This window comes from Citrobacter pasteurii (genome assembly GCF_019047765.1).
GTDB lineage: Bacteria > Pseudomonadota > Gammaproteobacteria > Enterobacterales > Enterobacteriaceae > Citrobacter > Citrobacter pasteurii.
Genome location: NZ_CP077262.1, coordinates 3267244 through 3291395, shown reverse-complemented (window position 1 = coordinate 3291395; position 24152 = coordinate 3267244). Strand labels below are relative to the sequence as shown.

The window sequence follows — 24152 nt, the reverse complement described above, 5'->3', positions numbered from 1 at the left end:
TATTGTCATGAGGTCGTGAATTTGCCTCAAGACACAGAGCCAAATTAAATCGGCTCCTGAACTGACAGGTTTGCCACATTTGTGGTAGGGAAGGGGGTGAGAATCCCCCGCAGCCCCCGCTGCTGTGATGCTGACGACCCCGTATAGACCACTGATCGCAAGATTGGGAAGGACGGGCGAGGACGACGCTAAGCCAGAAGACCTGCCTGTCGGTGACTACCAACAACTTCGGTGGGAAGTGGGTTGCGCAGATGCATACAGTCGAGAGACTGGGTATCTATACACCCCTACCACCCTGAACAGGATCAGGGTATGGCGGCCAGTTTTCACGCATTTGTTCTTGCAGGTACCGGTAGCGGCTGTGGCAAAACCACGGTGACGCTGGGCTTGTTGAGCCTGATGAAAAAGCGCGGTTTACGCGTCCAGCCATGCAAAGTCGGTCCTGATTATCTTGATACTGGCTGGCATACCGCGGTGTGCGGCACGGCTTCCCGTAATCTTGATAGCTTCATGCTACCCACCTCTACACTTAATGCTTTATTTTGCGAGCAGATGCAGCACGCGGATATTGCCGTTATCGAAGGTGTTATGGGGTTGTATGACGGCTATGGTACCGACCCAAACTACTGCAGCACCGCCGCGATGGCGAAACAGTTGGGTTGCCCGGTCATCTTGCTGGTTGATGGTAAGGCGGTTTCCACTTCGATAGCTGCCACGGTGATGGGGTTTCAGCATTTTGATCCCACCCTGAACATCGCCGGCGTTATTGTTAATCGGGTTAACAGCGAAACGCATTACCAGCTACTCAAAGTTGCGATTGAGCGTTATTGCTCCGTGCCTGTGTTGGGCTATGTTCCCCGCATGGAGGGCGTCGCGCTCCCTGAGCGTCATCTGGGTTTAGTTACCGCTCGTGAGTCAGTTATCAACCAGCAGCCATGGCAGGATTTTGCCGCGATGCTGGAACAGACGCTGGATATCGATGCGCTGCTGGCCTTAAGCACGTTAGACAACCTTCCTGTCGGTGAATGGCCCGCACTGCCTGCTGCAGATGCTGGTGCAGGGTTAACGCTGGCCATTGCTGATGACGAGGCGTTCAACTTTTACTATCCGGACAATATTACGCTGCTGGAGCGCACGGGGCTCAATATTGTCCGTTTTAGCCCATTGCACGACACCTGCTTACCCGACTGTCAGATGATTTGGTTAGGAGGCGGATATCCTGAGTTACATGCAGCAGCGCTGGCCGGAAATATCCCGATGCTTGAACAGTTGCGGACGGCGCATCAGCGTGGCGTCGCTATTTATGCAGAGTGCGGCGGGTTGATGTATCTCGGTAGCTCGCTGGAGGACAGCAACGGCGATTGCTGGCTAATGGCGGATATCATTCCTGGGCACAGCAAGATGGGCAAACGGCTGACCCGGTTTGGCTACTGCGAGGCACAAGCCACACAGCAAACATTGCTGGCAATGACTGGTGAAGTCCTGCGCGGGCATGAATTCCACTATTCCGATTTTACCCCAGACATCCCGGCTGTGATGAGTTGCCGCAAGGTGCGTGATGGCAGAACGCTGCAGGTCTGGTCTGGCGGCTGGCAGGCAGGAAATACCTTCGCCAGTTATCTGCACGTTCATTTTGCCCAGCGCCCCGAAATGCTCAATCACTGGCTGGCCGCTGCGAGGAACGCGCTATGACGATACTCGCATGGTGCATTGCCTGGCTGCTGGATTTTATCATCGGCGATCCGCAGAACTGGCCGCATCCGGTGCGCTGGATCGGCAACCTTATCTCCGTAGTCCAGCGAGTCATTCGGCGTTATTGCCATAGCGACCGCGCGCTTCGCATCGGTGGCGCGGTGATGTGGATTGTAGTGGTTGGACTGACCTGGGCTGTGTCCTGGGGGGTACTGGCGCTGGCGCAATCAATTCATCCCTGGTTTGGTTGGGTTGTTGAGGTCTGGATGATTTTCACCGTGCTGGCCGGGCGCTGCCTGGCAAACGCCGCGCAGGATGTAGAACGTCCGCTACGTGCCGGTAACCTGGCCGCCAGTAGGGAAAAGCTGTCATGGATTGTGGGACGTGATACCTCGCAACTACAGCCACAGCAGATCAATCGCGGCGTAGTGGAAACCGTAGCAGAGAACACCGTTGACGGCATTATTGCGCCGCTGTTCTTCCTCTTACTGGGCGGTGCGCCGCTGGCGATGGCCTACAAAGCGGTGAATACCCTTGATTCAATGGTGGGGTACAAACATGAAAAGTACCGTGCTATCGGCATGGTCAGCGCCCGTCTGGACGATGTCGCTAACTTTATTCCGGCAAGACTGAGCTGGTTGTTGCTGAGTGTTGCGGCGTTTTTATGCCGCCAGGACGGCGCACGCGCTTTGCAGATTGGCTGGCGTGATCGCTACAACCATAGCAGTCCAAACTGCGCATGGTCGGAAGCTGCTGTGGCCGGCGCATTAGGTATTCGCCTGGGGGGGCCCAATGACTACTTCGGCGAGCGTGTTGAGAAACCGTGGATTGGCGATCAACAACGAGACATTTCTGTAGACGACATTTCCCAAACGATTCGATTGATGTGGGTAGCATCGACCCTGGCACTGGCGATTTTTATTGCGCTGCGCTGGCTGTGGCTCGGTGTCGCCTGAGGACAACAAAATGCACTATATCCAGCAACCTCAAGCAATTGAGGCCAAAAGTTTCGACATCATTGGCGAGATTATCAGTGAAACCCGCCCGGATTATCAGTTTGCCAGTCCGTTGCATGAAGCCATCATCAAGCGGGTGATCCACACCACCGCGGATTTCGACTGGCTGGACATTCTGTGGTTTTCCAGTGATGTGCTGGAACAGTTTTGCGCTGCATTGAGTCGCCCGAGCGTGATTTATACCGATACCACGATGGCGCTTTCCGGGATCAACAAAACCCTGTTGGCAAAATTCGGTGGCGAATGCCGCTGTTACATCAGCGACCCACGTGTGGTGCGGGCAGCAAAAGAACAGGGGATCACTCGTTCAATGGCTGCAGTCGACATTGCCGTGAAGGAAGAGGGCGAAAAACTGTTTGTCTTTGGCAACGCGCCAACCGCGTTGTTCCGACTGCTGGAACATGATGCACCTGTCAGCGGTGTGGTTGGCGTACCGGTAGGATTTGTTGGCGCGGCGGAGTCGAAGGACGCCCTGACACAAAGTCATCTACCCGCCATTGCCGCATTAGGTCGCAAAGGTGGCAGTAACGTCGCTGCCGCTATCGTCAACGCCATGCTTTATCACATGCAGGGGGCGCGATGAGCGACCAGTCCTTCGATACGCCAGTGTGGCACAACGGTAAAGCGCTGCGTAAAGGGTACACCACGGGATCGTGTGCGACGGCGGCAGCAAAAGTTGCTGCGTTGATGGTGCTGCGTCAGCATCTGATCCATCAGGTTTCCATTGTGACGCCTTCCGGGGTGACGTTATGCCTGAACGTGGAGTCACCGCATATCGAAGGGCAGCAGGCGATTGCCGCCATCCGTAAGGATGGTGGTGATGATGTGGACGCCACGCATGGGATGCTGATCTTTGCCCGCGTGACGTTAGACAATAGCAAAGAGATCGTCTTACAGGGCGGTGAAGGTGTCGGTACGGTGACCCGTAAAGGGATTGGTTTGCCGGTGGGCAGTTCAGCGATTAACCGGACACCTCGTCAGACCATTGAGTCCGCAGTACGTGAAGCGATTGGACCAAATCGCGGGGCAAAAATTGAGATTTTTGCGCCTGAAGGTGAAGAACGGGCGCAAAAAACCTACAACTCGCGCCTGGGGATTCTGGGCGGTATTTCGATCATTGGTACCACGGGTATTGTTACGCCGATGTCGGAAGAGAGCTGGAAACGTTCGCTATCGCTGGAGCTGGAGATCAAACGCGCGGCAGGGCTGGATCGCGTAGTACTGGTACCGGGTAATCACGGCGAACGTTTTGTGCGTGAACAGATGGGGATCGACACCCAGGTTGTGGTCACTATGAGCAACTTTGTCGGTTACATGATTGAAGAAGCGGTGCGCCTGGGATTTCGCCAGATCGTGCTGGTCGGCCACCCCGGCAAACTTATCAAAATCGCGGCAGGGATCTTCCATACCCACAGTCATATCGCCGATGCCCGCATGGAAACGCTGGTGGCTCACCTCGCATTACTTGGCGCGCCGTTGGAATTGCTGACGTTGGTCAGCGACTGCGACACGACCGAAGCGGCGATGGAACATATCGAAGCATACGGTTTTCAGCACATTTACAACCATTTGGCGAAGCGTATTTGCATGCGCGTCCTGCAAACCCTGCGTTTTACGAAAAACCCCCCGACCTGCGATGCCATCATGTTCTCTTTTGATAATCAGGTCCTCGGCAGCAATCGTCCGGTCGCAGAGATCGCAGAGGAGATGGAATGTTAACCGTTGTAGGGATGGGACCCGCTGGGTTGCATTTGATGACGCCGGTGGCGCGCGACGCGGTTGCAATGGCCGATGTGTTGGTCGGTGGCAAGCGACATCTGCAACAGTTCCCGGATTTTACCGGAGAACGGTTTGCTCTTGGCGCCAATATTCCGGAGCTATTGAGCTGGATAGGCGAACATCAGGCGCGAAATGTGGTGGTACTGGCATCCGGCGACCCGCTGTTCTACGGCATTGGCACGCGGATGGTGGCGCATTTTGGTATTGAAAATGTGCGTATTATTCCTGGTATTAGCGCCGTTCAGTATCTGTGTGCGCAAGCTGGCATTGATATGAATGACATGTGGCTGACCAGTAGCCATGGTCGCAGTGTCTGTTTTGATGAACTGGCGCGACATAACAAGGTTGCGATGGTGACCGATGCGCTGTGTGGCCCACGTGAAATTGCACAGCAGTTGGTTGCCAGAGGCAAAGGACATCGCTGGATGGTGATTGGCGAAAACCTGGCGATGGACAATGAGCGTATCCACTGCCTGCCTGTGAGCAAAATTACAGCCGACTATGACATGAATGCAGTGGTGATCCTCGATGAAAGATGAGCTTTTTCTACGCGGAGAGAAAGTGCCGATGACCAAAGAAGCGGTACGTGCACTCGCCCTCTCAAAACTTGAATTACACCGTGCCAGCCATCTGATTGATATCGGCGCGGGAACCGGCAGCGTGTCGATTGAGGCGGCGTTGCAATATCCAGGGCTGCGTATCACGGCGATCGAGCGTAATCCAGATGCGCTCAGGCTGCTGGACGAAAATCGTCAGCATTTTGCCTGTGCAAACATCGATATTTTTCCAGGGATCGCGCCGATGACGATTGCGGAAAAAGCCGATGCCATTTTCATGGGCGGTAGCGGCGGCCATCTGACCGATCTGATCGACTGGTCAATGCGTCAGTTACATCCCACAGGGCGACTGGTGATGACATTTATCCTTCAGGAAAACCTCAACACCGCGCTGGCACATCTGGACCATCTTGGCGTACAGGGTGTGGATTGCCTGCAACTGCAGGTTTCCTCACTTGCCACGCTGGGTAGTGGTCACTATTTCAAACCGAATAACCCCGTATTTGTTATCGCCTGTCAGAAGGAAGGAACCCATGTCTGAGATTTTTGATCCCCGTAGTGTGTGGTTTGTTGGCGCAGGTCCTGGCGATCGCGAGCTGATTACCCTCAAAGGTTACCGGTTGCTCCAGCAGGCACAGGTGGTTATCTATGCCGGATCGCTGATTAACACTGAATTACTGGAATATTGCCCGGCCGGAGCGGAATGTCATGACAGCGCCGAACTGCATCTGGAGCAGATCCTTGATCTGATGGAAGCGGGTGTGAAAGCTGGTAAAACCGTCGTGCGTCTGCAAACCGGTGATGTTTCCTTATACGGCTCTGTGCGTGAGCAAGGCGAAGAGCTGACCAAACGCGGGATCGACTGGCAGGTGGTGCCTGGCGTTAGCGCATTCCTGGGCGCGGCTGCGGAGTTGGGCGTCGAGTATACCGTACCGGAAGTGTCGCAGAGTTTGATCATTACCCGCCTGGAAGGTCGCACGCCGGTACCGGAACGTGAACAGCTGGAGTCGTTTGCCAGTCACCAGACATCGATGGCGATTTATCTTTCCGTCCAACGCATCCACCGGGTTGCTGAGCGTCTGATTGAAGGCGGTTACCCGGCGGCCACGCCAGTGGCGGTGATCTACAAGGCAACCTGGCCGGAAAGTCAGACCGTGCGCGGTACCCTGGCAGATATTGGCGACAAAGTTCGCGACGCCGGGATCCGTAAAACGGCGCTCATTCTGGTCGGTAACTTCCTGGGCTCGGAGTATCACTACTCCAAACTCTATGCGGCGGATTTTAGCCATGAATACCGTAAAGCCTGAATCACTTGCGCTATTTTGCCTGACCCCCGGCGGTGTTGTGCTTGCTAAACGTCTGGCGGCAATGCTGCCAGTAACCTGTTTCACCAGTGAAAAGCTGCTGGAGGAGGGGTTTATTCCCTTCGAAAACGGCTTTGCGAATACCGCGCGCGAGGCGTTTGCGAATTACTCAGCGCTGATTTTTATCGGTGCAACCGGCATTGCCGTGCGTGTGCTGGCTCCGCTGGTCAACGACAAATTTTGCGATCCGGCAGTGGTGGTCATTGATGAACGTGCCCAGCATGTTATCAGCCTGCTCTCCGGTCACGCTGGGGGCGCGAATGCACTGGCGCGTTATCTGGCGGGTATGTTGGGCGCTGACCCGGTTATCACCACGGCAACGGATGTCAATGATATGGCGGCGCTGGACACGCTGGCGTTTCAGTTAAATGCCCGTATGAATGATTTCCGCTCGGTGGTGAAGATCGTCAATCAGATGCTGGTCAGCAACAAACGGGTTGGTCTGTGGTGGGACGATGAACTGGCGCAGGACGTCAGCCATTGCGACCGCCGTGGATTTATCACGGTGACCGATCTCAATCAGCTTCCTGAACTGGATGCGCTGATTTGTATTACCTTGCGCAACAACCTGCCTGAGCTGCCTGTTGTGCACTGGAAGCTGGTACCGCAGCGAGTGGTTGCCGGAATTGGCTGTCGTCGGGATACGCCGTTCCCACTGTTAGCAGCACTACTGGCACGCCAACTCGAAGCCCAGCGCTTCGACCCGCTGGCGTTAAAAGCAATTGGCAGCATCACGCTGAAAAAAGACGAACAAGGGCTTATCCAGCTGGCCTCCTGTTGCCGCGTGCCTTTCGAAACCTTTACCGCTGACGCGCTGCGTGAGCATGAACACCGTTTTCCAGCCTCATCGTTTGTTCGCAAAACGGTGGGTACAGGAAGCGTTTCCGGTCCTGCAGCCTGGCTGCTGAGCCACGGACAACTGTTAGGCGATACCCTGCGCGAACAGGGTGTCACGATCACTTTGGGAGTTTCACACTGATGTTAAGCGTAATTGGAATTGGCCCTGGCTCGCAGGCAATGATGACCATGGAAGCCGTTGAAGCTCTCCAGGCGGCGGAAATCATTGTTGGTTATAAAACCTACACCCATCTGGTAAAAGCGTTCACCGGCGATAAGCAGGTGATCAAAACCGGGATGTGCAAAGAGATTGAACGCTGTCAGGCGGCGATCGAACTGGCGCAGGCGGGTCACAACGTGGCGCTGATTAGCAGCGGCGACGCCGGGATTTACGGTATGGCCGGGCTGGTACTTGAGCTGGTGAGCAAGCAAAAGCTGGACGTTGAGGTCAGGTTGATACCAGGCATGACCGCCAGTATTGCCGCCGCCTCATTGCTTGGCGCGCCGTTAATGCACGACTTCTGCCACATCAGCTTAAGCGATCTGTTAACGCCGTGGCCGGTTATCGAAAAACGCATCGTTGCCGCTGGTGAAGCCGATTTTGTTATCTGTTTCTACAACCCACGCAGTCGGGGTCGCGAAGGACATCTGGCGCGCGCATTTGAGCTGTTATCTGCCAGCAAGAGCGCACAAACGCCGGTCGGTATTGTAAAGTCAGCCGGACGTAAAAAGCAGGAAAAATGGCTGACCACGCTGGGTGAAATGGACTTTGAGCCGGTTGATATGACCAGCCTTGTGATCGTGGGCAATAAAACAACCTATGTTCAGGACGGCCTGATGATCACGCCACGAGGTTATGTGCTGTGAATTATGGTGATGTGCTGGTCATGGGCGGCACCAGCGATGCGCGCATGCTGTGCCAGCAACTGGATGCGGCAAATGTCGCTTACACCCTGTCGGTGGCGACGCCGACAGGTAAGCAACTGGCAGGTGACATCAAAGGTCAGGTTCGTTGCGGGCGTCTGGAGCGCGAACAAATGATTGCCTGGCTGCAGGAAAACCGGACGCGCTGGGTGATTGATGCCTCGCATCCCTACGCCGAGGTGGTGAGTCGCAACATCATGAACGCCTGTGAAGCGGCCGGCGTGCTGTTGAGCCGCTATCAGCGACCTGAACAGTTGAGTGATTTAACTCACCCGCATCTGCACACCGTACAGAGCATCCAGCAAGCCAGCGGGGTTGCGCGGCGCTTCGGTGACCGCGTACTGCTGACGACCGGCAGTAAAGATCTGGCTACCTGGCGCGAAGAGTTACCTGAAAAAACACTGCTGGCGCGCGTCCTGCCTGTACCAGAAGTAATTCAGCAATGCGCGGATCTGGGGTTTGGCGTGGGTGAAATCTTTGCACTGTGCGGACCGTTTAGCGCCGAGTTCAACGCCGCGTTTTATCGCCAGTGTCAGGCTGATGTGGTGATCACTAAGGCATCAGGCGCGGAAGGGGGGTATCAGGAAAAAGTGCAACCCTGTCTGGATGCCGGTATCCCCTGCATCGTGATTACACGTCCGGCACCGTTGGTGACGGGAGAAGAGTTACTGGAAAGTCAGGCTGCCTTTGCGGCGCGTTTAACGCGCTGGCTGGCTGCTGCTTAAGGAGTTAGAGATGAAAAAGGCGCTTCTGGTGGTCAGCTTTGGCACCAGCTATCACGACACCTGTGAGAAGAATATTGTGGCCTGCGAGCGCGATCTTGCAGCCAGTTGCCCTGACCGCGACCTGTTCCGGGCGTTTACCTCAGGGATGATTATCCGCAAGCTCAAGCAGCGTGACGGCATTGAAATCGACACGCCGCTGCAGGCGCTGCAAAAGCTGGCGGAGCAGGGGTATCAGGATGTCGCGATTCAGTCGCTGCATATCATCAACGGCGACGAATACGAAAAAATTGTCCGCGAAGTACAAAGTATGCGCCCGCTGTTTTCTCGCCTGACGCTGGGTGTACCGCTGCTGAGCAGCGTTGAAGATTACGCCCAACTGATGCTGGCGCTGCAACAGCAGATGCCGGCGCTTGGCGAAAATGAAAAAGTGGTCTTTATGGGGCACGGCGCCAGCCACCACGCCTTTGCCGCCTATGCCTGTCTTGACCACATGATGACGGCGCAGCGTTACCCGGCGCGGGTTGGCGCGGTGGAAAGCTATCCGGAAGTCGATGTGCTGATTGAAAGTTTGTCCCAGGAAGGAGTGACGGCGGTACATCTGATGCCGCTGATGTTAGTTGCTGGCGATCATGCCATCAATGATATGGCCTCCGACGAAGATGATTCGTGGAAAACGTTGTTTAACGCAGCAGGCATTCCGGCTACGCCATGGCTCAGCGGTCTGGGTGAGAATCCGGCGGTTCGTGCCATGTTCGTCGCCCATTTACAGCAAGCGCTGAACGTAGCACTGGAGGAAGCAGCATGAGTGGCAAATTGTATGCACTGAGCACCGGGCCTGGTGCTGCCGATCTGATAACGGTGCGCGCAGCACGCACGCTTGGGGCGCTGGATATTCTTTATGCGCCAGCCGGGCGTAAAGGCGGCGATAGTCTGGCGTTGTCGATTGTGCGGGAGTATATCGGCGAGCAGACCGAGGTTCGCTGCTGCCATTTCCCGATGAGTGCCGATAGTGCTGAAAAAGAGGCTGTCTGGGATGAGGTCGCTGCTGCGTTGGTACAGGAAGTGGAAGCGGGTAAACAGGTAGGTTTTATTACCCTCGGCGATGCCATGCTGTTCAGCACCTGGGTCTTTTTACTGCAGCGCATTGGTTCGCCTGACTGGTTGGAAATCGTCCCGGGCGTGACCTCTTTCGCTGCGATTGCCGCGCGTTCGAAAACCCCGCTCGCCATGGAGCAACAGTCGCTGGCAGTGGTCTCCTGTACCGCGCCGGAAGCTGAAATTCAACAGGCGTTAAAGCAGCATGACAGCCTGGTGCTGATGAAAGTGTACGGTCGCTTTGCGCGCATCAAAGCGTTGCTGCAGCAAGAGGGGTTGTTGGACTGCGCGCTGATGATGTCTGAAGCCACGCTGCCGGGTGAGCAGTGCTGGCGCCATCTCGACGAGGTGAGCGACGATCAGCCGCTGCCTTATTTCTCGACCATACTGGTCAACAAACAGTGGGAGTATGCACAATGAAGCTTGAACAACAGCTAAAACAGCTGTCTTTCAGCGGGTTGGCAGCGGCGCTATTACTGATGATTGTTCCTGAGCAAGCGTTCGCGATGCACATTATGGAAGGTTTTCTGCCGCCAATGTGGGCGCTGGCATGGTGGCTGCTGTTTTTACCCTGCCTGTGGTACGGGCTGGTGCGCCTGCGCCAAATCGTGCAGGAAGATAACCACCAGAAAGTTTTACTGGCACTGTGCGGCGCCTTTATTTTTGTGCTGTCGGCGCTGAAAATCCCCTCCGTTACCGGAAGTTGTTCACACCCTACCGGCGTAGGCCTGGCGGTTATCCTGTTCGGACCAGGCGTAGTGGCCATCCTCGGGGCGATCGTTCTGCTGTTCCAGGCACTGCTGCTGGCGCACGGTGGTTTGACGACGCTCGGCGCTAACGGCATGTCGATGGCGGTGATTGGCCCGGTAGTGGGTTACATGGTGTGGAAAATGGCCTGCCGTGCGGGGCTGCGTCGTGATGTCTGCGTTTTCCTGTGCGCGATGCTGGCGGATCTTGTCACCTATTTCGTCACCTCAGTGCAACTGGGCGTGGCGTTCCCGGATCCGTCTGCTGGCGCTACCGGTTCAATCATTAAATTTATGGGGATTTTCTGTCTGACGCAGATCCCCATCGCGATTGCGGAAGGGTTACTCACCGTGCTGATTTACGATCAGCTAACCAAACGCCAGTTAATAACCGCACAAGGACATTAACGATGAAAAAGACGCTGATTATATTGGGCATGGTCGTTGCGCTGGTGATCCTGCCGTTCTTTATCAACCACGGTGGAGAATACGGCGGTTCGGACGGTGAGGCGGAGAGTCAGATTCAGGCTATTGCCCCGCATTATGAGCCATGGTTCCAGCCGTTGTATGAGCCGGCAAGCGGCGAAATTGAAAGTCTGCTGTTTACGCTCCAGGGATCGCTTGGTGCTGCCGTGATTTTCTATATCCTGGGTTATACCAAGGGCAGGCAACGCCGTGATGACCGGGCTTGACAGACTGAGCTACCAGAGCCGCTGGTTTCATGTCTCACCGCAGCGAAAATTCTTACTCTGGCTGGTGATGATGATTCTGGCCTTTACTCTGCCCCCGCTGGGGCAGAGTATCGAGATGTTGCTGATAGCGGCGCTCAGTTGCTGGCTGCTACGGGTTTCTTTCTGGCGCTGGTGTCGTTGGATGGCGCTACCATTTGGCTTTCTGCTGGTGGGCGTCGTGACGATTTTGTTTAGCGTCAGTCGCGACCCCCATACCTTACTGGCCAGCGTACCCGTGGGCAGTTTCTGGCTGGGGATCACCGCATCGGGCATACACACGGCCAATGAGACGTTCTGGCGAAGCCTGGCTGCGCTGGCTGCAACGTTCTGGCTGGTGCTGAATTTACCGTTTCCGCAGTTAATTATCCTGCTCAAACGTGCACATGTCCCACGACTGATGACCGAGCTGATTCTGCTGACCTGGCGATTTATTTTTATCCTGTTGGACGAGGCACTCGCCATTCATCGCGCACAAACGCTGCGTTTTGGTTATCGTAGCTTGCCGTTAGGTTATCGCTCGCTGGCGATGCTGGTGGGATTATTGTTTACCCGCGTGTTGATCCGTTATCAGCAAATGACCACCACACTGGATATCAAACTGTATCAGGGTGATTTTCACCTGTAAGGAAAAGTATGCTTGCCACCTCAGCGCTTTGGTTTCGCTACCAGGATGACCCGATTCTCAAAGGGCTAACGCTGGACTTTTCTCAACATGCCGTCACCGGACTGGTGGGGGCCAATGGCTGCGGGAAATCCACGCTGTTTATGAACCTGAGCGGTTTACTGCGCCCACAACAGGGGGCGGTGATGTGGCAAGGAAAACCGCTGGATTACAGCAAGCGCGGCCTGCTGGCGCTGCGCCAGCAGGTGGCAACCGTATTTCAGGACCCCGATCAGCAAATCTTTTATACCGACATCGACAGTGACATCGCGTTTAGCCTGCGTAATCTGGGCGTGGACGAGGCTGAAATTGCCCGTCGGGTGGACGATGCCTTGACGCTGGTCGATGCTCAACATTTTCGCCATCAGCCCATTCAGTGTCTCAGCCACGGACAAAAAAAACGCGTGGCGATTGCGGGGGCGCTGGTGCTGCAAGCGCAGTATCTGTTACTGGATGAACCCACCGCCGGTCTCGACCCATCAGGGCGTACGCAGATGATCGAGATTATCAAACGCATTGTGGCGCAAGGAAATCATGTGGTTATTTCCAGCCATGATATTGATCTCATCTATGAAGTCAGCGATGCGGTGTACGTTTTACGTCGCGGAGAAGTGCTGACGCACGGTACGCCGGGTGACGTGTTCGCCCGTACTGATCTTATTGAACAAGCCGGGTTAACTCAGCCATGGCTGGTGAAATTGCACACCGAGCTGGGTTTCCCGCTGTGTAAAACAGAGGCTGAATTTTTTAGCTGTATGCGAAAGAACGCACTGAAGGAGGCGTCATGACGCAGGCAATAATGTTGCAGGGAACGGCATCTGATGTTGGCAAAAGCGTACTCGTCGCCGGGCTGTGTCGTATTTTTTATCAGGATGGGCTGCGTACCGCGCCGTTCAAATCGCAGAACATGGCGCTGAACTCTGGTATTACGCCAGAGGGCAAAGAGATGGGCCGCGCACAAATTTTTCAGGCCGAAGCAGCAGGGATTACGCCAGATGTGCGTATGAATCCGGTGCTGCTTAAACCTACCAGCGACCGTAAAGCGCAGGTTGTGCTGATGGGCAAAGTCGCGACCGACATGGATGCGGTGAGCTACCACGAGTACAAACCGCGTCTGCGGGATCAAATCCTGTCAGTTTATAACAGTCTGGCGCAAGAGTTCGATGTGCTGGTGCTGGAGGGGGCGGGAAGCCCGGCAGAGATTAACCTGCGCGATCGCGATATTGTCAATATGGGCATGGCGGAAATGGCGTGCTGCCCGGTTGTTCTGGTGGCGGATATCGACCGTGGCGGGGTGTTTGCCTCCATTTACGGCACCCTGGCGCTGCTGCACGACCATGAACGCGCCAGAGTCAAAGGGGTCATCATCAATAAGTTTCGCGGCGATGTGGCGCTGCTGTATTCCGGTATTGAGCAAATTGAAGCGCTGACCGGGGTGCCGGTACTGGGCGTCATGCCATGGCTGGATGTGGATCTGGAAGATGAAGATGGCGTTGCGCTGCAAAAGGGCAAATATTTGCGTACTGATAAACGCGACATCGACATCGCCGTTGTGCAAATCCCGCACATTTCTAATTTTACTGATTTCAATGCGCTTGCCGCACAGCCGGATGTGCGCGTGCGCTATGTGCGCCAGCCTGAAGAACTGGCGGGGGCCGATCTGGTGATTCTGCCCGGCAGCAAAAATACGCTGGGCGATCTGGTGTGGCTGCGTGAGAGCGGGATGGCGCATGGCGTCGTGCAATTGCATCGTAATAACGTGCCGGTGGTGGGGATTTGCGGCGGCTATCAAATGCTCGGCGATACGATCATCGATGAAGTGGAGTCAGGGCTTGGCACGCAGCCGGGTCTGGGCTTGCTCAATACCGTCACCCATTTTGCCCAGCACAAAACCACCACTCTGGTTGAGGGGGAAATGTCCTCCTCGCTGCCTGACTGGCTGGCGGGCGCGGCGGGGTTATCCGTTCGTGGTTACGAAATCCATATGGGCGAAACGACGTTAACCGAAGAATGCCGGCCGGTGATGACGCTGCGCAAAGACGGCGGCAACGTAGCTGACGGCGCGGTTACGCCGGATGGACTGGCGTTTGGTACTTATCTTCACGGTCTGTTCGACAGCGATGAATTTACCCGGGCGCTGGTCAACGGCCTGCGCGTACGTAAAGGGTTAGCACCGCTGGATTCCACCTTCCATTACGCGCAATATAAATCGCAGCAGTTTGATCTGCTGGCGGATGCGATGCGGCAACACATCGATATTGAGAAAATTTATACCATCATGCAGCAACACCGGGAGCCCGTATGATGATTCTGGTTACCGGCGGTGCGCGAAGCGGCAAGAGTCGACATGCGGAAGCGCTGATCGCTAATTCTCCAAACGTTTTGTATATCGCGACTTCGCAGATCTTTGATGAGGAGATGGCGGCGCGAATTCAGCATCACCGCGATGGACGCCCTGCGCACTGGCGTACTGCTGAGCGTTGGCAACATCTTGATGAGCTGATCACGGCAGCGAACGATCCGCAGGAAGCCATTCTGCTGGAGTGCATTACCACGATGGTGACCAACCTGCTGTTTGCACTGGGCGGTGACAGTGACCCGGATAGCTGGGATTACGCGGCGATGGAGCAGTCGATCGAGGATGAGATCCGTTCGCTGATTGCTGCCTGTCAGAGCTGCCCGGCAAAGGTGGTGCTGGTCACTAACGAAGTGGGAATGGGGATCGTTCCGGAGAACCGTCTGGCGCGGCATTTTCGCGATATTGCCGGCCGTGTTAACCAACGCCTGGCGGCGGCAGCTGACGAGGTCTGGCTGGTGGTATCAGGAATTGGAGTCAAAATTAAATGAGTAAGTTGTTCTGGGCAATGCTCTCTTTTATCAGTCGCTTGCCCGTTCCTGCTCGCTGGTCGCAAGGACTGGATTTCGAGCACTATTCACGTGGCATTGTGATGTTCCCGCTGATTGGCGTGGTGCTGGGCGGGCTTACGGGGCTGGTCTTTATGGCGCTGCAGGCCTGGTGTGGTGTTCCCCTGGCCGCCCTGTTTGCCGTGCTGGCGCTGGCACTGCTGACCGGCGGTTTTCACCTTGATGGACTAGCTGATACCTGTGACGGCATTTTTTCTGCCCGTCGACGCGAACGGATGCTGGAAATCATGCGCGACAGTCGACTCGGGACTCATGGCGGACTGGCGCTGATCTTCGTGCTGCTGGCCAAAGTGCTGGTGGTGAGCGAACTGGCTTTGCGCGGAACGCCGATGCTGGCAGCACTGGCTGCAGCCTGTGTCGCCGGGCGGGGCTGTGCTGTTTTGCTGATGTATCGACATCGTTACGCGCGCGAAGAAGGGCTGGGCAATGTCTTTATTGGCAAAGTTAGTGGACGACAAACCTGTGTCACGTTGGGGGGCTCGGCGATCCTTGCGGCCGTCCTGCTTCCGGGCATGCGCGGTGTGGCAGCGCTGGTCGTTACGTTGGTGGCGATCTTCATTCTTGGGCAGTTATTAAAACGCACGTTAGGTGGGCAAACCGGCGATACGCTGGGGGCGGCCATTGAACTTGGCGAGTTGGTTTTCCTGCTGGCTCTGCTTTGAGTCAGTCAACATACTGGAACCCTTATGCAGACTTTATCCTCTTTACTTCACGCGATCCCTTCACCCGATAGCGCTGCAATGTTGCGCGCGCAGCAACATATTGATGGCCTGCTTAAGCCGCCGGGAAGTCTTGGGCGACTCGAATCTCTCGCTGTGCAACTGGCCGGTATGCCAGGCCTGAAGGGTGTGCCGCATGTCGGGGGAAAAGCGATGCTGGTGATGTGCGCCGACCACGGCGTGTGGGATGAAGGTGTTGCTGTTTCGCCTAAGATTGTTACGGCGATTCAGGCTGCCAATATGACGCGCGGAACGACCGGCGTCTGCGTGCTGGCCGCTCAGGCCGGCGCAAAAGTGCATGTGATTGATGTGGGAATTGACGCCGAACTCATTCCTGGCGTAGTGAACATGCGCGTAGCGCGCGGTTGCGGCAATATTGCACAAGGGCCGGCAATGCGTCGGTCACAGGCAGAAGAGCTGCTGCTGGAAGTGATCCGGTATACCCGAGAACTGGCAGATGACGGTGTAACGTTGTTTGGCGTCGGTGAGCTTGGCATGGCAAACACCACGCCTGCGGCTGCGATTGTCAGTGTGTTAACCGGTAGCGATGCAGAGGATGTGGTGGGTATTGGGGCTAACCTTCCGCTCTCAAGGGTAGGAAATAAGGTCGATGTTGTTCGCCGGGCCATTGCTGTCAATCAGCCGGACAGTCGTGATGGTATTGATGTGCTGGCAAAAGTGGGTGGTTTTGATCTTGTCGGTATGGCGGGGGTGATGTTAGGTGCGGCGTCTTGCGGTCTGCCGGTCATCCTGGATGGTTTCCTGTCTTATTCGGCGGCACTGGCTGCCTGTCAGATAGCGCCGGAGATTAAACCTTATCTGATCCCGTCACATTTCTCAGCCGAGAAGGGCGCTCGTACTGCACTGGCGCACCTGGAACTGGAGCCGTATCTCAACATGGGAATGCGTTTAGGTGAAGGCAGTGGTGCCGCGCTGGCGATGCCCATTGTTGAAGCAGCCTGCGCGATGTATAGCAATATGGGGCAGTTAGCTGCCAGTAATATTGTATTACCGGATGGCAAAGAAGCGTAGCCGCCCGTGACCCCGCTTTATGGTGGGGTTTTTTATGTGCATTCTCGTCGTAACCCCCTAAAACAGATAAAAAAGCTATACTTAACGGATATCTGCTGCGACGAAGGAAAGGAAAAAGATGCGTCGTGTAAAACTGCTGTGTGCTGTTGTTATGCTGCTCGCGAGTCAGGGATCGCAGGCGGTGAGCTACCCATTGCCTCCTGAGGGCAGCCGCCTGGTGGGAAGCCCTTTGACGATAACGATTCCCGCTGGTAACACGCAGCCTCTGGAGGCTTTTGCCGCACAGTATGGACAGGGATTGAGCAATATGCTCGAAGCCAATCCTGGTGTGGATGTGTTTCTGCCAAAGTCGGGTTCCACACTGGTGGTGCCACAACAATTGATATTGCCTGATACCGTACGCGAAGGCATCGTCATCAATGTCGCAGAAATGCGGCTGTACTATTACCCTGAGGGTGCCAATACGGTAGAGGTGTTACCTATTGGTATTGGGCAGGCCGGGAGGGAAACTCCGCGCAACTGGGTCACGGCGGTCGAACGTAAACAGGAAGCACCAGGCTGGACGCCCACGGCAAATACCCGGCGGGAGTATGCTGCTCGTGGGGAAAGCTTACCGGCGTTTGTGCCTGCCGGGCCAGATAACCCGATGGGGTTGTATGCGATTTATATCGGCAGGCTTTATGCCATTCATGGCACAAATGCGAATTTCGGTATTGGTCTGCGGGTAAGCCAGGGTTGCATCCGTTTGCGTAACGACGACATTAAATATCTGTTTGATACCGTACCGGTAGGGACGCGAGTGCAACTGATAGACCGACCGGTGAAATACAGCATAGAGCCGGACGGAAGTCGCTGGGTGGAAGTGCACGAACCCTTGTCACGAAACCGTTCGGAATACGAGTCTGACAGAAAGGTTCCCTTGCCGGTCACTCCCGCGCTGCGCATGTTCATCAGCGGGAATGACGTGGATGTGAGTCGCGGAAATCAGGCACTGGAGAGACGCTCCGGCATGCCGGTGAACATCAGTCTGGTTCAAATGCACGACTAATTTTCAGGGGAACCCTGAACCCTTCAGTCGGGATGGGGCGTTTTTTTAATTTGATACTGCCCCATTTTTACCACGCCAATATGGTCTGCCATCAGCTGTGCTTCGTGTTCGCTGTGGGTAACCAGCAGTGCCGTTTGCCCGGCAGCGCGCAAAATATCCCGCACCTCGTTGCCAAGACGCTCACGCGTGCGCTTATCAAGGCTGGAGAAAGGTTCATCGAGCAACAGAATTTCTGGATGCGGAGCCAGCGCCCGTGCCAGCGCGATACGCTGTTGCTGCCCGCCAGAAAGCTCATGAGGGTAATGGTTAGCATGACTGTGCAATTCCACCATTTTCAACAGCTCCGTCACTCTGGCCTGTTGCGCTTCACGCGGCATACGTCGTAAACCGAAGGCAACGTTTTGTTGTGCTGTCAGATGGGGAAATAAGGCGTATTCCTGAAAAACCATGCCGACATGACGTTTTTCCGGTGGCAGATGAACGCCGGGGCCAGCGATACGCCGCTCTGAGACATAGATCTCTCCACACTGCAGTCGTTCAAAACCGGCAACTGCACGCAGCACCGTTGTTTTCCCACAGCCTGAAGCGCCAAGCAGACAGGCAATTTCCCCTTTGCGTACCGACATTGAGAATCCGCTCAGGACCGGTTGCTGGCTGTTGCCGTAGGCAACGTGCACGTCCTGGAGTCGTAATGCGATTTCTGACATTGTTGCTCTCTTAACCACGGCGAGTCATCTGGTGACGCACCAACAATATAACGGGCAATGTACCTGCTAAAACAATCAGGAGCGCGGCGATCGCACCTTCTTCATAGGTTCCACGGGCAGCTTCTGCATACAGCAGAGTGGCAAGCGTTTCGAAATTTACCGGGCGCAACAGCAGCGTGGTTGGCAGTTCTTTCATCGCATCGGCAAAAACCAGCAATGCGCTGCTCACTAATGCCGGACGCAGTAACGGAAAGTGAACGCGGGCAAACGTTCCGGCACCGTTTTCGCCGAGCAAGCGTGAAGCCTGTTCGAGTGACGGCGGGATGCGGCCCAGACCGGAGTCCAGCGCGCCGATGGCAATTGCCTGGAAACGCATCGCGCAGCAAATGACCAATAAAATACCGGCAGACATCAGCGGTAACCCGCGAATATCCAGTAAGTCGGCCAGCCAACGATCGACAGCCATCGCCGGGGGCAAAAAACCAATCGCCAGAATCGTTCCGGGCACCGCATAACCGAGGGAGGCCAGACGCATCACACCGCGGCGAAAGCCTGGCATCGCGTTGTCTGCAGCGCTATGGCGTGCGCTCCAGGCTACCAGCAAGCTGACGCAAATCACCACCAGCGTGGTGCCTGCTGCCAGCAAGAGCGTATTTTGTAATGCTGAAAGCAACGAGGCGGACAGTGGGCTCGTGTCCCCTAAGCGTTTGGCGCTTTCCCACATCAAAAAGAGAACCGGGGCCACAAAGCCCAATATAACGGGTAGCGAAATGACAGCGCCAAGTAGCCAGCCGCGCCAGCCGTGCACGCGAGTGGGTTGGATTTCCCGCAGGCTGCGGCTGCTGAATCCTTGCTTTCTGCGTCCGTAAAATTCCAGCGTCAGAATGAAGAAGATAAACATCAGCATCATGCAGGCGATTTGTGCGGCGGCGGATAAATCAGAGCGAGAGATCCACGTGGTGTAGACGGTAACGGTTAACGTTTGTACGCCGAGGAACTCCGATGCACCAATATCGTTGAGCGTTTCCAGCAGTGCCAGGCTGATGCCGACAGCCAGTGCCGGGCGCGCCATTGGCAGGGCGACCCGGAAGAACGTCCCGGCAGCGCTGCATCCCAGCGTGCGGGCAGCCTCCAGTAAATGAGCCGGTTGACTGATAAAGGTGGCACGGGTTGTTAGATAGACGTAAGGATAGAGCACTAAACCGAGCAAAATAATCGCGCCGGAAAGCGAACGCAAATCCGGTAGCCGGAACTGTCGTGGACTGTCAAAGCCCAGCAGGAAGCGGATAAAGGTTTGCAGAGGGCCGATCGGATGCAGCAGATCGAGCCAGGCAAAGGCGACGATGTAAGTTGGCATCGCCAGCGGCAGCAGCAACGCCCAACTGAGGATCTTACGTCCAGGAAAGTCCCATGCTGTGACGGCCCAGGCGCTGCCTACGCCAATCACGCCAACCAACATGGCAACACCGGCTAACAGCAGCACGGTATTTTTTAATGCTGCAGGTAGCACAAACGTAATAAGATTGTCCCAGTGCGATAAATCCGACTGGGTAGCTTGCCAGATAAGCGCAATGATGGGAGTCAGAACGCCAAGCGCAATGCAAAGCGCCCCAAGGTGTAACGGCGTTAATAATGACTGCGGCCCGGAAACCAGGCCGCGTAAAGTCGGAAACTGCAGAAGTTTATTGATCGAATCCAACTTTATCTACCAACAGACTTGCTTGTTTACGGTATTTCACGATTTCGGTTAACGGAATTTTATCGACATCAATCTCACCAATTGTGGCGTTGATCACTGGATCGAGTGTGACACCTTTCAGTACCGGGTATTCGAAGTTCGCTTTCGCGTACTGCTGCTGGGCAGGTGCGGAAACCAGATATTCCATTAGCTTAACGGCATCGGCTTTATTGGGGGCATAGCGTGCTACTGCAGCGCCGCTGATATTGACGTGCGTACCGCCATTTTCAAAGGTTGGCTTGACGACTTTAATTGCATCGCCCCACTGACGTGCATCGCTGCCTTCTTTGGCGTTTTTCATATGGCCGACGTAATAGGAGTTCGCCAGGCCAATATCGCAAATACCCCCGAGGATATCGCGGGCAACGTCACGGTCGCCGCCAGTCGCCTTACGTGCCAGATTCGCTTTCACGCCACGCAGCCATTCTTCCGTTTTGGCTTCGCCGTGATGTGCGATCATGGCGGCAATCAATGCAGTGTTATACGGGTGTTGTCCGGCACGGATACAGACTTTACCTTTGTACTCAGGGTTGGCGAGTTGCTCGTAATGCCAGTTATCGATTGACATTGACTTCTCGGCGTACAACACACGCGCACGCATTGACAGCGCAAACCACTGGTTATCTGCGCCGCGGAGATTGGCCGGAATAGCCGCTTTCAGTGCTTCTGATTCTACGGGTTGTGTCACACCCGCTTCGACTAAATCGATAAGGTTCCCGGCGTCAACGGTCATCAGCAGGTCGGCAGGGGAGTTTTTACCTTCCGCTTTAACACGCTCAAGCATGCCGTCCTTGATATAGACCGTGCTGACTTTTATACCGCTGGTTTTCGTCCAGCTATCAAGCAGGGGCTGAATCAGGCCCGGTTCACGGGTGGTATACAGCGTTAACGCATCCTGGGCGAAAGCCGGCAGGCTGACAGAGAGAACCAGAGCAGAAGCAAGCGTGATACGGCGCAGTCCAGTGCGAGGCAGAGCATTCATCGTTTATATCCCAGCGTAATTGGAACGTACAGTGACCCGAGCAGGGGCTCATTTTTTTGCCTGCGTACAATAAATGATAATCACTAGCAATTACAATCATTGCAAAGTGTAAATAATTTACATTTACATAACTTTAATCAATGGTGTGAAGTGGCCTGTCCCTGTAATGGATAAGAAATTTAGCATCCATGAATACACTGGGTTGCCGGTTGCCTGGCGTTACCAGACGCAATCACTTAAGCCCGCGTAATAAACGAGACAAAGTGATTAAGCACCCGGCTGACCTCGCGGCTTTTTAGCCATATCATCATGGTGTTCACTTTACCTATCTGTGGCGTAATCGTATGACTGCGGATAGGGAAGTTATTCTCATACTGTCTGACAACGTTCTCCGGCAACAGCGCAATCCCCATCCCGGCACTCACACAGCCAAGGATCGCCTGAAAAGAGCCAAATTCCAGAGGATCGGCGCAATCGACCCCCTGTAGGCACAGCCATTCTCCCAGGCGGGAGCGATAGTTGCACCCTTTAACAAAGACCAGCGGCCTTGTCACCTGGAGGTCAGCGCCAGTAATGACATTCTGGTGCTCTGCCGTCGTTACCAGTACCAGCGTTTCCTGACATAACACGTGTGATTGCAGGGGCGAATTTTCCATATGCAGTCCCGGATGATCGGCAACGAATGCGATTTCCAGTTCATTGTTCAGAATGTGTTGCACCAGCGTCTCAGTAGGGGCGGTTTTCAGGTTTAACTCAATGGAAGGCATTTCGCGGTGGAAATTCGCCAGTATCGAAGGGAGGCGTACCGCTGCGGTCGTTTCCATTGCACCAATACGCAATGGCCCCGCCACTTTTGTGCCCAGCATCGACAATTCCGCTTCCTCTAACAACGCCAGAATTTTGTTGGCGTAGCGCAGAAGCAGCTCGCCCTCAGGGGTAATGTAGAGTCGATTTTTCTCGCGCACAAACAGAGAGACATCAAGGCTGGCTTCCAGCTGTTTAAGGCGGGTTGTGACATTCGAAGAAACGCAGTGCAGACTACGTGCAGCAGCGGATATGGAGCCCGTTTCCGCCACCGTTTTAAACAAGTTCAGAGAGGTACTGTTCATAGAAGCATTACTCAAAGTGAATGTTTTCGTCATTTTTATTAACTTTTTATCATCATTTTCTTGTGTAAGATAACAATCAAACCTAATTCGTCTTCTGAGGCCAAAATATGGATCTCGATCACAGTGCTGTTGGCCTCCGTCCGTTGCGTACTGCTGTATTTGGTATGATCGTCTTGACCTTAGGAATGGGCATTGGGCGCTTTTTATATACACCTATGCTCCCGCTTATGCTTCATGAAGGACTGTTTACCTTTTCACAATTATCGATAATTGCCAGTGCCAACTACGCAGGTTACCTTGTTGGCAGCCTCCTTTTCTCTTTTGGTATTTTTAGCGCGGTCAATAAGTTAAGAGTGTCGCTGCTGGCCTCAGCACTACTTACCGTCATGCTGATTTTTTTGATGGCAAAAGTGACTCAGCCAGAAATTATTTTGTTAATCAGGTTCCTTGCAGGTGTGGCAAGCGCGGGAATGATGATATTTGGTTCAATGCTGGTCCTTCAGCATACCCATAACCCTTTTGTTATCGCCTCTTTGTTTTCGGGCGTAGGAATGGGTATTTTTATCGGCAATGAATATGTCATTGCTGGTGTATCCTACGCCTTAAATTCACATGTGTTGTGGATTGGCGCAGCCATCATTTCAGCGATACTTTTCGTCATACTGACGATGCTATTGCCGAAAGATAAACATATGATCTCCCCAGTAAAAGCTGTCGCAGGCGCGGAGTCGGATATCCAGTGGTGGAATTTAGCCTTACTGTATGGCCTGGCGGGGTTCGGTTATATCATTGTCGCCACGTATTTGCCGTTAATGGCCACTGGGGTTGGCAATACTTTTTTAGCCGACCATATCTGGTCTATTGTCGGTCTTGCCGTTATTCCTGGATGCTATGGCTGGCTCTGGGCTGCCCGCAAATGGAATATATTATCCTGCCTGAGCGTTAACTTAATTGTGCAAGCAAGCTGCGTAGTCATGGCCATATTTATTAACTCGCCACTGCTGCTAACCATTAGCTGTATTGGATTTGGTGGCACATTTATGGGTACCAGCTCGTTAGTCATGCCGCTGGCCAGAAAAATAAGCGCGCCCCAAAAGATTAATCTCCTTGGTCTCGTTACGCTGACATATGGGGTGGGGCAGATCCTTGGCCCATTAGTCGTCAGTGTCTTCCAGAGTAATAAAAATGGAATGACCTATTCCATATTGTTGGGTGCAGTCTCGTTATTTATCGCAGCAGCGATTAGTTATTTGCAATACAATAAAGTTAAATATTCTGGTTATTCTGGAAAACAATGATAATAGTCTGTTTCAGCTAATAACATTAATAGTTATTGCGGCAGAACCCGTTTTCAAAAGCACTATGACTCTGTTCTGCTGCTTAACGGGTTTGCGCTCTTCTGGCTGTGCGCATTTCCCATAATTATCTGGTTTACAGGAGTTTCTATGCCCTATGTAAATCCCCCTGAGACCGATCCCGCCTATTCTGCTACTATTATTATGTCTTAGTAATGTGATCCACTCGTCTGATTGCCTGCTCAATTACACCCATGTTTATCTCGAGTTCAGGTTAATTAATATGGAAAATATATTGAATGCGGTTAGAAAGTGTATTGGTATCCGATGGTGCATTCGTGTTATAAACGATTAATGTGTTTGATATTTATTTAATCCATAAAACGTATGCTCTGTTGGAACAATAGATCACACCATAAAATACTATCATTTTCTATTGATAAGTTCAGGCTGTTTAGCCATATATTTGG

Annotated in this window: 26 protein-coding genes and 1 riboswitch; of the genes, 22 read left to right on the top strand and 4 right to left on the bottom strand. The window is 54.2% G+C overall.

Annotated features, from left to right (window positions below; translation table 11 throughout):
* Positions 1 to 49 precede the first annotated feature (49 nt).
* A riboswitch (cobalamin riboswitch) is annotated at positions 50 to 224 on the top strand.
* A gap of 88 nt (positions 225 to 312) precedes the next feature.
* From I6L54_RS16180 to ldtA, 21 genes are all read left to right on the top strand, one after another.
* The gene (locus I6L54_RS16180; RefSeq protein WP_040231931.1) at positions 313 to 1692 is read left to right on the top strand and encodes a cobyrinic acid a,c-diamide synthase CobB; all 1380 of its coding nucleotides are present in this window, start codon (positions 313 to 315) and stop codon (positions 1690 to 1692) included.
* Positions 1689 to 2648: an adenosylcobinamide-phosphate synthase CbiB gene (cbiB, locus tag I6L54_RS16175; RefSeq protein WP_040231933.1), complete on the top strand. Its 960-nt coding sequence runs from the start codon at positions 1689 to 1691 to the stop codon at positions 2646 to 2648. Before I6L54_RS16180 ends, cbiB begins: the two co-directional genes overlap by 4 nt.
* Positions 2649 to 2658: 10 nt before the next feature.
* Positions 2659 to 3291 carry a cobalt-precorrin-8 methylmutase gene (locus tag I6L54_RS16170; protein ID WP_040231934.1) on the top strand — a complete coding sequence of 211 codons (633 nt, stop codon included), beginning with the start codon at positions 2659 to 2661 and terminating at the stop codon, positions 3289 to 3291.
* Entirely contained in the window at positions 3288 to 4427 is a 1140-nt protein-coding gene (gene cbiD / locus I6L54_RS16165; RefSeq protein ID WP_040231935.1) for a cobalt-precorrin-5B (C(1))-methyltransferase CbiD, read from the top strand. The genes I6L54_RS16170 and cbiD overlap by 4 nt, the downstream gene beginning before the upstream one ends.
* Complete coding sequence (locus I6L54_RS16160) at positions 4421 to 5026, top strand: cobalt-precorrin-7 (C(5))-methyltransferase (RefSeq protein ID WP_040231938.1); 606 nt, start codon at positions 4421 to 4423, stop codon at positions 5024 to 5026. The genes cbiD and I6L54_RS16160 overlap by 7 nt, the downstream gene beginning before the upstream one ends.
* The gene (locus I6L54_RS16155) at positions 5016 to 5585 is read left to right on the top strand and encodes a decarboxylating cobalt-precorrin-6B (C(15))-methyltransferase (RefSeq protein WP_005123047.1); all 570 of its coding nucleotides are present in this window, start codon (positions 5016 to 5018) and stop codon (positions 5583 to 5585) included. Before I6L54_RS16160 ends, I6L54_RS16155 begins: the two co-directional genes overlap by 11 nt.
* The gene (locus I6L54_RS16150) at positions 5578 to 6351 is read left to right on the top strand and encodes a cobalt-precorrin-4 methyltransferase (protein WP_005123046.1); all 774 of its coding nucleotides are present in this window, start codon (positions 5578 to 5580) and stop codon (positions 6349 to 6351) included. Before I6L54_RS16155 ends, I6L54_RS16150 begins: the two co-directional genes overlap by 8 nt.
* Entirely contained in the window at positions 6332 to 7387 is a 1056-nt protein-coding gene (cbiG, locus tag I6L54_RS16145) for a cobalt-precorrin 5A hydrolase (RefSeq protein WP_005123044.1), read from the top strand. Before I6L54_RS16150 ends, cbiG begins: the two co-directional genes overlap by 20 nt.
* Positions 7387 to 8112: a precorrin-3B C(17)-methyltransferase gene (locus tag I6L54_RS16140; protein WP_003030278.1), complete on the top strand. Its 726-nt coding sequence runs from the start codon at positions 7387 to 7389 to the stop codon at positions 8110 to 8112. The genes cbiG and I6L54_RS16140 overlap by 1 nt, the downstream gene beginning before the upstream one ends.
* Positions 8109 to 8894, top strand: coding sequence for a cobalt-precorrin-6A reductase (locus I6L54_RS16135; RefSeq protein WP_040231939.1), 786 nt, complete (start codon positions 8109 to 8111; stop codon positions 8892 to 8894). The genes I6L54_RS16140 and I6L54_RS16135 overlap by 4 nt, the downstream gene beginning before the upstream one ends.
* 10 nt (positions 8895 to 8904) lie before the next feature.
* On the top strand, positions 8905 to 9699 hold the full coding sequence (gene cbiK, locus I6L54_RS16130; protein ID WP_005123036.1) for a sirohydrochlorin cobaltochelatase: 795 nt from the start codon (positions 8905 to 8907) through the stop codon (positions 9697 to 9699).
* The gene (locus tag I6L54_RS16125; RefSeq protein WP_005123035.1) at positions 9696 to 10409 is read left to right on the top strand and encodes a cobalt-factor II C(20)-methyltransferase; all 714 of its coding nucleotides are present in this window, start codon (positions 9696 to 9698) and stop codon (positions 10407 to 10409) included. The genes cbiK and I6L54_RS16125 overlap by 4 nt, the downstream gene beginning before the upstream one ends.
* Positions 10406 to 11143 (top strand): cobalt ECF transporter S component CbiM, encoded by a 738-nt coding sequence (cbiM, locus tag I6L54_RS16120; RefSeq protein ID WP_003834098.1) that lies wholly within the window; start codon positions 10406 to 10408, stop codon positions 11141 to 11143. Before I6L54_RS16125 ends, cbiM begins: the two co-directional genes overlap by 4 nt.
* A 2-nt stretch (positions 11144 to 11145) precedes the next feature.
* Positions 11146 to 11427, top strand: a complete 282-nt coding sequence (locus I6L54_RS16115) for an energy-coupling factor ABC transporter substrate-binding protein (RefSeq protein WP_003030289.1) — start codon at positions 11146 to 11148, stop codon at positions 11425 to 11427.
* Positions 11414 to 12091, top strand: coding sequence for an energy-coupling factor ABC transporter transmembrane protein (locus tag I6L54_RS16110; RefSeq protein ID WP_005123033.1), 678 nt, complete (start codon positions 11414 to 11416; stop codon positions 12089 to 12091). Before I6L54_RS16115 ends, I6L54_RS16110 begins: the two co-directional genes overlap by 14 nt.
* Positions 12092 to 12099: 8 nt before the next feature.
* Positions 12100 to 12915, top strand: a complete 816-nt coding sequence (locus I6L54_RS16105; protein WP_005123032.1) for an energy-coupling factor ABC transporter ATP-binding protein — start codon at positions 12100 to 12102, stop codon at positions 12913 to 12915.
* A complete protein-coding gene (locus tag I6L54_RS16100; protein WP_040231943.1) occupies positions 12912 to 14432 on the top strand; it encodes a cobyric acid synthase in 1521 nt (506 codons plus the stop codon). The genes I6L54_RS16105 and I6L54_RS16100 overlap by 4 nt, the downstream gene beginning before the upstream one ends.
* On the top strand, positions 14429 to 14974 hold the full coding sequence (gene cobU, locus I6L54_RS16095; protein ID WP_005123030.1) for a bifunctional adenosylcobinamide kinase/adenosylcobinamide-phosphate guanylyltransferase: 546 nt from the start codon (positions 14429 to 14431) through the stop codon (positions 14972 to 14974). The genes I6L54_RS16100 and cobU overlap by 4 nt, the downstream gene beginning before the upstream one ends.
* A complete protein-coding gene (gene cobS / locus I6L54_RS16090; RefSeq protein WP_040231944.1) occupies positions 14971 to 15714 on the top strand; it encodes an adenosylcobinamide-GDP ribazoletransferase in 744 nt (247 codons plus the stop codon). The genes cobU and cobS overlap by 4 nt, the downstream gene beginning before the upstream one ends.
* 24 nt (positions 15715 to 15738) lie before the next feature.
* Positions 15739 to 16803 carry a nicotinate-nucleotide--dimethylbenzimidazole phosphoribosyltransferase gene (gene cobT / locus I6L54_RS16085; protein ID WP_040231946.1) on the top strand — a complete coding sequence of 355 codons (1065 nt, stop codon included), beginning with the start codon at positions 15739 to 15741 and terminating at the stop codon, positions 16801 to 16803.
* 118 nt (positions 16804 to 16921) lie between these two features.
* Positions 16922 to 17851, top strand: coding sequence for a L,D-transpeptidase (gene ldtA / locus I6L54_RS16080; protein ID WP_005123027.1), 930 nt, complete (start codon positions 16922 to 16924; stop codon positions 17849 to 17851).
* A 23-nt stretch (positions 17852 to 17874) separates the two neighbouring features.
* Here ldtA and I6L54_RS16075 read toward each other — a convergent pair whose 3' ends face one another.
* The 4 genes from I6L54_RS16075 to I6L54_RS16060 all read right to left on the bottom strand — a co-directional run bounded on the left by I6L54_RS16075 (position 17875) and on the right by I6L54_RS16060 (position 22387).
* The gene (locus tag I6L54_RS16075) at positions 17875 to 18558 is read right to left on the bottom strand and encodes an ABC transporter ATP-binding protein (RefSeq protein WP_005123026.1); all 684 of its coding nucleotides are present in this window, start codon (positions 18556 to 18558) and stop codon (positions 17875 to 17877) included.
* Between the two features lie 10 nt (positions 18559 to 18568).
* Complete coding sequence (locus I6L54_RS16070) at positions 18569 to 20257, bottom strand: ABC transporter permease (RefSeq protein WP_005123025.1); 1689 nt, start codon at positions 20255 to 20257, stop codon at positions 18569 to 18571.
* Positions 20241 to 21278, bottom strand: a complete 1038-nt coding sequence (locus I6L54_RS16065) for an extracellular solute-binding protein (protein WP_040231947.1) — start codon at positions 21276 to 21278, stop codon at positions 20241 to 20243. Before I6L54_RS16065 ends, I6L54_RS16070 begins: the two co-directional genes overlap by 17 nt.
* Positions 21279 to 21514: 236 nt before the next feature.
* The gene (locus I6L54_RS16060; RefSeq protein ID WP_040232001.1) at positions 21515 to 22387 is read right to left on the bottom strand and encodes a LysR substrate-binding domain-containing protein; all 873 of its coding nucleotides are present in this window, start codon (positions 22385 to 22387) and stop codon (positions 21515 to 21517) included.
* A 107-nt stretch (positions 22388 to 22494) separates the two neighbouring features.
* Here I6L54_RS16060 and I6L54_RS16055 point away from each other — a divergent pair, with 107 nt between their 5' ends.
* Positions 22495 to 23685 carry an MFS transporter gene (locus I6L54_RS16055; RefSeq protein WP_040231948.1) on the top strand — a complete coding sequence of 397 codons (1191 nt, stop codon included), beginning with the start codon at positions 22495 to 22497 and terminating at the stop codon, positions 23683 to 23685.
* The last annotated feature ends 467 nt before the right edge of the window (positions 23686 to 24152 follow it).

Bases quoted from the DNA above. Each gene is read 5' to 3' on its own strand.
- I6L54_RS16180 (WP_040231931.1), top strand. From the start codon at position 313: ATGGCGGCCAGTTTTCACGCATTTGTTCTTGCAGGTACCGGTAGCGGC.
- cbiB (WP_040231933.1), top strand. From the start codon at position 1,689: ATGACGATACTCGCATGGTGCATTGCCTGGCTGCTGGATTTTATCATC.
- I6L54_RS16170 (WP_040231934.1), top strand. From the start codon at position 2,659: ATGCACTATATCCAGCAACCTCAAGCAATTGAGGCCAAAAGTTTCGAC.
- cbiD (WP_040231935.1), top strand. From the start codon at position 3,288: ATGAGCGACCAGTCCTTCGATACGCCAGTGTGGCACAACGGTAAAGCG.
- I6L54_RS16160 (WP_040231938.1), top strand. From the start codon at position 4,421: ATGTTAACCGTTGTAGGGATGGGACCCGCTGGGTTGCATTTGATGACG.
- I6L54_RS16155 (WP_005123047.1), top strand. From the start codon at position 5,016: ATGAAAGATGAGCTTTTTCTACGCGGAGAGAAAGTGCCGATGACCAAA.
- I6L54_RS16150 (WP_005123046.1), top strand. From the start codon at position 5,578: ATGTCTGAGATTTTTGATCCCCGTAGTGTGTGGTTTGTTGGCGCAGGT.
- cbiG (WP_005123044.1), top strand. From the start codon at position 6,332: ATGAATACCGTAAAGCCTGAATCACTTGCGCTATTTTGCCTGACCCCC.
- I6L54_RS16140 (WP_003030278.1), top strand. From the start codon at position 7,387: ATGTTAAGCGTAATTGGAATTGGCCCTGGCTCGCAGGCAATGATGACC.
- cbiK (WP_005123036.1), top strand. From the start codon at position 8,905: ATGAAAAAGGCGCTTCTGGTGGTCAGCTTTGGCACCAGCTATCACGAC.
- I6L54_RS16125 (WP_005123035.1), top strand. From the start codon at position 9,696: ATGAGTGGCAAATTGTATGCACTGAGCACCGGGCCTGGTGCTGCCGAT.
- cbiM (WP_003834098.1), top strand. From the start codon at position 10,406: ATGAAGCTTGAACAACAGCTAAAACAGCTGTCTTTCAGCGGGTTGGCA.
- I6L54_RS16115 (WP_003030289.1), top strand. From the start codon at position 11,146: ATGAAAAAGACGCTGATTATATTGGGCATGGTCGTTGCGCTGGTGATC.
- I6L54_RS16110 (WP_005123033.1), top strand. From the start codon at position 11,414: ATGACCGGGCTTGACAGACTGAGCTACCAGAGCCGCTGGTTTCATGTC.
- I6L54_RS16105 (WP_005123032.1), top strand. From the start codon at position 12,100: ATGCTTGCCACCTCAGCGCTTTGGTTTCGCTACCAGGATGACCCGATT.
- I6L54_RS16100 (WP_040231943.1), top strand. From the start codon at position 12,912: ATGACGCAGGCAATAATGTTGCAGGGAACGGCATCTGATGTTGGCAAA.
- cobU (WP_005123030.1), top strand. From the start codon at position 14,429: ATGATGATTCTGGTTACCGGCGGTGCGCGAAGCGGCAAGAGTCGACAT.
- cobS (WP_040231944.1), top strand. From the start codon at position 14,971: ATGAGTAAGTTGTTCTGGGCAATGCTCTCTTTTATCAGTCGCTTGCCC.
- cobT (WP_040231946.1), top strand. From the start codon at position 15,739: ATGCAGACTTTATCCTCTTTACTTCACGCGATCCCTTCACCCGATAGC.
- ldtA (WP_005123027.1), top strand. From the start codon at position 16,922: ATGCGTCGTGTAAAACTGCTGTGTGCTGTTGTTATGCTGCTCGCGAGT.
- I6L54_RS16075 (WP_005123026.1), bottom strand. From the start codon at position 18,558: ATGTCAGAAATCGCATTACGACTCCAGGACGTGCACGTTGCCTACGGC.
- I6L54_RS16065 (WP_040231947.1), bottom strand. From the start codon at position 21,278: ATGAATGCTCTGCCTCGCACTGGACTGCGCCGTATCACGCTTGCTTCT.
- I6L54_RS16060 (WP_040232001.1), bottom strand. From the start codon at position 22,387: ATGAACAGTACCTCTCTGAACTTGTTTAAAACGGTGGCGGAAACGGGC.
- I6L54_RS16055 (WP_040231948.1), top strand. From the start codon at position 22,495: ATGGATCTCGATCACAGTGCTGTTGGCCTCCGTCCGTTGCGTACTGCT.